General features: G+C 36.0%; 5 protein-coding genes and 1 pseudogene. All 6 read left to right on the top strand.

What is annotated here, in order from left to right; genetic code table 11:
- The coding region (locus ABF281_RS06575) for a TonB-dependent receptor plug domain-containing protein (RefSeq protein WP_347180886.1) at positions 1-2135 on the top strand (2135 nt) is incomplete at its 5' end.
- A 12-nt stretch (positions 2136-2147) separates the two neighbouring features.
- Positions 2148-3212: a hypothetical protein gene (locus tag ABF281_RS06570; RefSeq protein WP_347180885.1), complete on the top strand. Its 1065-nt coding sequence runs from the start codon at positions 2148-2150 to the stop codon at positions 3210-3212.
- Positions 3213-3314: 102 nt separating this feature from the next.
- A complete protein-coding gene (locus ABF281_RS06565; protein WP_347180884.1) occupies positions 3315-3737 on the top strand; it encodes a hypothetical protein in 423 nt (140 codons plus the stop codon).
- Positions 3738-3740: 3 nt separating this feature from the next.
- Positions 3741-4469, top strand: a complete 729-nt coding sequence (locus tag ABF281_RS06560) for a lysophospholipid acyltransferase family protein (protein WP_347180883.1) — start codon at positions 3741-3743, stop codon at positions 4467-4469.
- 2 nt (positions 4470-4471) lie between these two features.
- Complete coding sequence (locus ABF281_RS06555; protein WP_347180882.1) at positions 4472-5452, top strand: acyl-ACP desaturase; 981 nt, start codon at positions 4472-4474, stop codon at positions 5450-5452.
- Between the two features lie 130 nt (positions 5453-5582).
- Positions 5583-6723: pseudogene (locus ABF281_RS06550) on the top strand (PD-(D/E)XK nuclease family protein); the annotation flags it as partial.

Genomic DNA, 6723 nt, shown 5'->3' with positions numbered 1-6723 from the left:
CTCAGGAATTCCCAGAGGTTTTAAAGTCTACACCTGGAGTGTATGCTACAAAATCTGGTGGTGGTTTTGGAGATGGTAGAATTAACTTACGTGGATTTAATTCTGAAAACGTTGCTGTTATGATTAACGGGGTTCCCGTAAATGATATGGAAAACGGTAGAGTATATTGGTCTAACTGGGCGGGATTGTCAGATGTAACTTCTGCAATGCAAGTTCAAAGAGGTTTAGGTGCTGCGAAAGTAGCGGTTCCTTCTATTGGAGGTACGATCAACATTTTATCGAAAACTTCTGATGTAAATAAAGGAGGAAACGTTGTTGCTGCAACAGGGAACAATGGATACCAAAAATATGGCTTTACATTGTCTACTGGATTAATGGAAAATGGATTGGCTGCGACTGTATCTTTCGCTAAAATTTCTGGTGAAGGGTATATTGAAGGAACCCAATTTGAAGGGACGAATTATTTTGTTAACTTCTCAAAAGAAATTAATGAAAATCACAAAATCTCTTTTACAAGTTTTGGTGCTCCGCAAAGACACGGACAAAGACAAAACATGAGTACAGTTGCTACTTACAGAAATGCTGAGGCTGGAAATCAGTTTAACCCAGATTGGGGTTATAAAGATGGTCAGGTAACGCACATTGAAGATAACTTTTACCACAAATCTCAAACGTCTTTAAACCACTATTGGACTATTAACGACAATACCTCTTTATCTACGGCAGCTTATGTATCTTATGGTACTGGTGGTGGTGGTGGAACTGCTGGTACTAACAGAGATTTATTTGGTGTTAGACTTGGTGGTGCAGACCAACCAGTAGATTTAGACAACATTGTTGAAATCAACAGAGCAAACGGAGCGTTAGGTTCTGAAGCAATCTTAAGAGCTTCTAGAAATGACCACGAATGGTATGGATTATTATCTACTTTCAAAACAAACCTAACAGACGAACTAACTTTTATTGGTGGATTGGATGTAAGAACCTATACAGGAAAACACTTTAGAGAAGTAACAGACTTATTAGGAGGTGATTATTACCTAGATAACAACAACGTGAACAATCCAAATGCAGCGTTAGTGGTTGGAGATAAAATGGGATATAACAACGACGGTGAAGTTGGTTGGTTAGGTTTCTTTGGTCAATTAGAATATGGAACTGAAAACTTTGATGCATTTGTATCTTCTTCGATTCAAAAGACTTCTTACCAAAGAATTGAATACTTCTTATACGACTTAAGCACAGAAGCTGGAAGAGATTTAGCTACTTCTGAAAAAATCAACTTGGGTGGTTACAGCATCAAAGGAGGTGCAAACTTCCGTTTGGATGATGTTCAAAATGTTTTTGCAAACATTGGTTATTTTGAAAGACCAGCCGCATTCAATGCTGTATTTAACGGATACAACAACACAAAAATCAACAGAGATGCTGAAAATGAAAAAGTATTCAGTTTAGAGTTGGGATATGGTGTAAGAGCTGAGAAATTTGCTGCCAATGTAAATGTATACAGAACACAGTGGAATGATAGAACTTTTACTAGAAACGTAAGAGCAACAGAACCTGGCGCTGAAGATTATACGGCAAACCTTTTAGGCGTAAACGCTTTACACCAAGGGATTGAATTTGACTTCACCTACAAGCCTTCTAACGACCTTAACTTTTCAGGAATGCTTTCCCTAGGAGACTGGAAATGGGACAACAACTTAGAAGATGTACCAGTATTCAACGAAGACCAAGAAGAAGTAACAACGCTTTCTTTACCTATTAAAGGATTAAGAGTTTCTAACGCAGCACAAACAACAGCTGCATTGGGGATGTTATACAAATTCTGGGACAAAACAAGTATTACGGTAGATTACAACTACTTTGCGAACCTTTATGCTCGTATCGATGTTTTAAACTATGCAAATGCAACAGAAACACCAACCGATTCTTATAAGGTGCCAAGTTACGGAACTGTAGATGCAAGTTTACGTCACAGCTTTAACTTTGGAACATTTGACACGACACTTACTGCTCGTGTAAACAATGTCTTAGATACAGAATATATTGCAGATGCAATTGACGCTTCAGATCCATTAGTGTTTTTTGGTTTCGGTAGAACATTCAGTTTAAGTGCAAAAATTAAATTTTAAAAAATAACAATTATGAAAAAAATATTTTATTCATTCGCAATCCTTTCTTTAGTGTTTACAGCTTGTAACCCTATGGAAGACATTTATGAAGAAGTAGACGCTCAAGAAACAATTATTTCTGGTGAGGCTAAGTATACTTTGACTGACGGAGATTATGATGATTTAGGTTTAAACTATGGTAACTTTAGCTCTACGGATGACGCTAAAGACATGCTTCCTGAGTTTTTATCTGATAAATTCCCAGCATGGGGTAAAGAATCATTAGCTGAAGTAACTTTTAAGTTATACCAACCAGCATATGACGAAAGAAGTTTAGAGGTTTATACAGTAACTTCTCAAGACTATGCAGATGGTGGACACACCTATGGAAACTTTAGTCGTGAATCTCACATTATTGACTTCTTAAACACAAAGTACCCTGCACCAGCAAACAGATTGTTGGTTTCATTAACATATAAGTACTATTCAGGAAGTGTATCTACGCTAAACAATGGTTTCTTATTTGTAAACGGAGACTGGCAAATGGCTACTGGTTTCACAGCAGAAGAGTACGCAACAATGGGCGAAGGATACGCAAACTTCTCTAGTGAAGACGAAGCTTTAGCTAAGATCCCTGTATTTTTACTGGAGAAATTTAGATTCTCTGGAAAAATGGCCGGAGACATTGAGCCAATCATGTATAAATTATATGTGAGTGGATCTGTGTTAAGCTATATTGCTAACTTTATCTACGATGGTGCTACATGGTCGGTTTACAACAATGTTGTAAATGAAACCATTAAATTTGGACATGATGGTATGAACTGGGTTCCAGACAACACCATTAAGTACACATTAACCGCTGCCGATTATGTGTTGGTGGGGAATGGAAATTACGGAAACTTTGATGTAAGAGCTGGAAAAGATGAAGAATCTGTTGAAGCGCGTTTGGCAAAAATCAACACGATCTTATTAAACAACTTCCCTAGCGATGCGGAAGGTCAGAAATACATTGTTACCTACAACATCTACAATGGTGCTGCTGGTGTTTGGTCTATGGCAGTTATCAAGTCTGGATCAGCGTATATTTTACAATAGTAACATCTAATTTTACTATTTTTAAAACCACCTCGCATGAGGTGGTTTTTTTATAGAATAAATAGTTAACTTTACCTCACTAAAAAAACAAGAGATTACATTATGAAAGACATTCATTCTTATTGGGCCTATTTGGTTTTGGCTTTTTTAGCTTTTGCTGTAGTAAATGCTATTATTGGCTTCACACAAAAAAAAGAATTTAAAGACAAAGACTTAAGAATTGGGTTATTTACCTTGATTGTATCGCACCTCCAATTGTTAATTGGCTTGGCATGGTATTTTATGTCTCCTTGGTATCAAGCGCTAAAAACAGATCCTAGTGCTGTTATGGGAGATAAAGCAACCCGATTATTGGCGGTAGAACACCCTAGCATGATGATAATTGCCATTGTTTTGATTACAATAGGTTGGTCTAAACATAAGAAGAAAACAACAGATACTGCACGTTTTAAGACATTTGTAGTCTTTTATGGTTTGGCATTGCTCATCATTCTTTCACGAATCCCCTGGAGTAACTGGATCTAGACCATGAAGTTTATCAGTTATCTTTTGTCGCCAATTTTTATGTTGACTTTCTTTCTGCTATTGGTTGTTTTTCAGCCGCTACAGTGGTTGAGTTTCAATCTTTTTGGTTTTAAGGGACATAAAATAGTTGTAGACGTCTTAAATTGGTTTTTGGTAAAATCAATGCTCATATTGTGGGTTCCCGTTCGTTTTGAAAACAAACACTCGCTTTCAAAAGAAAACAACTATATTTTTGTCGCCAATCATCAAAGCTTGTTTGACATTCCGCCTTTGATCTTATACTTTAGAAAGTATTCCCCAAAATTTGTTGCAAAAATAGAATTGGGAAAAGGAATTCCAAGTATTTCCTACAATCTAAAATATGGAGGAGCTGCATTGATAGACAGAAAAGATCCAAAGCAGGCTTTAACGGCATTGGCAAATTTTTCGAAACGAATTCATAAAGAAAATTGGTCTGCAGTGATTTTTCCTGAAGGAACACGAAGTAGAACAGGAAAGCCAAAAAAATTTGCTACTAATGGGATTAAAATGATCGCGAAGTACAATAAAGAAGCCTCCATTGTACCCATCAGCATTAACAATTCTTGGAAAGTTTATAAGTACGGAAAATTCCCGCTAGGTCTTGGGAGTCCAATTACATTAAAAACCCATGCACCCATCAAAATAACCTCTTTGCCCTTTGACGAATTAATGGCAAAAGTGGAAACAATAATTACATCCCACATAAAATAAGTATGTCCCTACGAAACATTCGAAAAGAAGTCATGAAGACGCTGGAAAAAAACATCGACACCTTTGTTCATGACTATTTGATTCCAGCAGAAAAAATTTGGCAACCCACCGATTTTTTACCCAACTCACAAAAAGATACTTTTATTGATGAAATAAAGGAGATTCAAGAATTGTCTAAAGATTTAAGTGATGATTTCTGGATCGTTCTCGTAGGAGATACCATTACCGAAGAAGCACTCCCCACCTATGAATCTTGGTTGTTAGACATCGATGGTATTTCGCAACAACCCGATAACGGTTGGGCAAAATGGATTCGATCCTGGACTGCTGAAGAAAATAGACATGGAGATACGTTAAACAAATATTTGTATTTGTCTGGAAGGGTAAACATGCGTGAAGTAGAAATTACGACCCAACATTTAATTTCAGATGGTTTCGATATAGGAACGGCCTCCGATCCTTATAAAAACTTTATATATACTAGTTTTCAAGAATTGGCAACCTATATTTCACATAACAACGTCGCTAAAATTGCACGAAAAAAAGGACACAAAGCGTTGGCAAAAATGTCTAAGATTATCGCAGGAGATGAGATGCGCCACCATGTTGCATACACAGAATTTGTTAGACGAATTTTTGCCATTGACCCTAGTGAAATGATGTTGGCCTTTCAACACATGATGAAGCACAAAATTGTGATGCCTGCATTGCATTTAAGAGAATCTTTCTCGAAAAAAGGAAGTCTGTTTAGTGACTTTTCGACGGTGGCTCAAAGAGCAGGGGTGTATACCGGTTTTGATTATATTGACATCTTAAAAAAACTGAATGCCGCATGGGAGATTGATAAAATGACCGGCTTAACTGCTGAGGCAGAAAAAGCAAGAGATTATTTATTGAAGCTTCCCGATAGAATGTATCGGATTACAGAACGAATCATAATTCCAGAAACAAAGTTTCAATTCAAATGGTTAAATCCAATCTAAAAAAACCAAATCTCCTTGTAAAATAACAAGGAGATTTTTTTTAATACACATAAAATAACCAAATCTCCATGAGAGGTTTATGATGCAAAAACAAGATTTATATTGTACCTTGTTTTTCAAATCAATTTCAATGCAATCATTTATTTCTGAAACAATAGATACGATTTTAAAAACGACAACATCCTTTGAGAATGTGGTTTTTATATTGCCATCCCAAAGAGCAGGTGTTTTTGTAAAACAAGCATTGAAAGATAAAATTCATACAGGTTTTCTTCCTGAAATTCAAAATATTGGAAGCTTTATCGAAGAGGTGTCAGAAATTTCAAAAGTAGACAGTGTAGCGCTCTTATTCCATTTTTACACCATCTATAAAAGTGTTGAAAAAAACCCAGATTCCTTTGACAAGTTTTCATCCTGGGCATTTACAGTACTTCAAGATTTCAATGAAATCGATCAACATTTGGTAAAAGCTGCAGAAATATTTGTGTACTTGAGAGATATAGAACGCTTAAAAAAATGGTCTGTAGAGGGGGTTTTTAAAGAAACAGCCATGGTGAAAGATCATTTTTCTTTTGTGGAAAAATTAGGAGAATTTTATCCAAAACTATACGCATTTTTAAAAGAAAAAAATATCGGGTACCAAGGATTAATTTATAGAGAGGCAACCCTAAAGATGGATGCATATCTCCAAAACAATCCACATAAAAAGTTTGTTTTTATTGGTTTTAACGCTTTGAATACTGCAGAGGAGGTATTGATTCAGAAAATGTTGGCCGCTCAAAACACTACAATTTATTGGGACATTGACGCTGCATTATTAGACAAAAAACAACAAGCAGGTCAATTTATAAGAAAATACAAAAGCACTTGGAAACATTATGAAAAAAACGATTTAAATACCATTGGGACTACTTTTTTTGAGAAAAAGAACATCGCGGTTATTGGGCTTTCAAAAAATATTTCTCAAATAAAATATGCCGGAGAAATTTTATCAAAACTACCACAATTACAGAATACCGCCATGGTGTTGTCTGATGAAACATTGCTGCCAATTACGTTGAGTTCTTTACCAAAAAATGTAGCGGCCATAAACATTACCATGGGATATCCTTTAAAAGACATCCCTTCCACTGCGCTCATGTTCAGTGTGTTTCAATTGTTTTTATCACAAGAAAAACTTCAAAAAATAACTGAGAATAGCTTTTACCACAAAGATGTCATTCGTTTTATAAAAGCACCCGCAATTTACAGATTACTTCAAAAGGACGGCG

Source organism: Wenyingzhuangia sp. (genome assembly GCF_039768515.1).
Taxonomy (GTDB): domain Bacteria; phylum Bacteroidota; class Bacteroidia; order Flavobacteriales; family Flavobacteriaceae; genus Wenyingzhuangia.
Note: the sequence above shows the minus strand (reverse complement) of the source record. Positions and strands in the feature narration are given on the sequence as shown.

Coding starts and splice junctions, on each gene's coding strand:
- ABF281_RS06570 (WP_347180885.1), top strand. CDS start 2,148: ATGAAAAAAATATTTTATTCATTCGCAATCCTTTCTTTAGTGTTTACA.
- ABF281_RS06565 (WP_347180884.1), top strand. CDS start 3,315: ATGAAAGACATTCATTCTTATTGGGCCTATTTGGTTTTGGCTTTTTTA.
- ABF281_RS06560 (WP_347180883.1), top strand. CDS start 3,741: ATGAAGTTTATCAGTTATCTTTTGTCGCCAATTTTTATGTTGACTTTC.
- ABF281_RS06555 (WP_347180882.1), top strand. CDS start 4,472: ATGTCCCTACGAAACATTCGAAAAGAAGTCATGAAGACGCTGGAAAAA.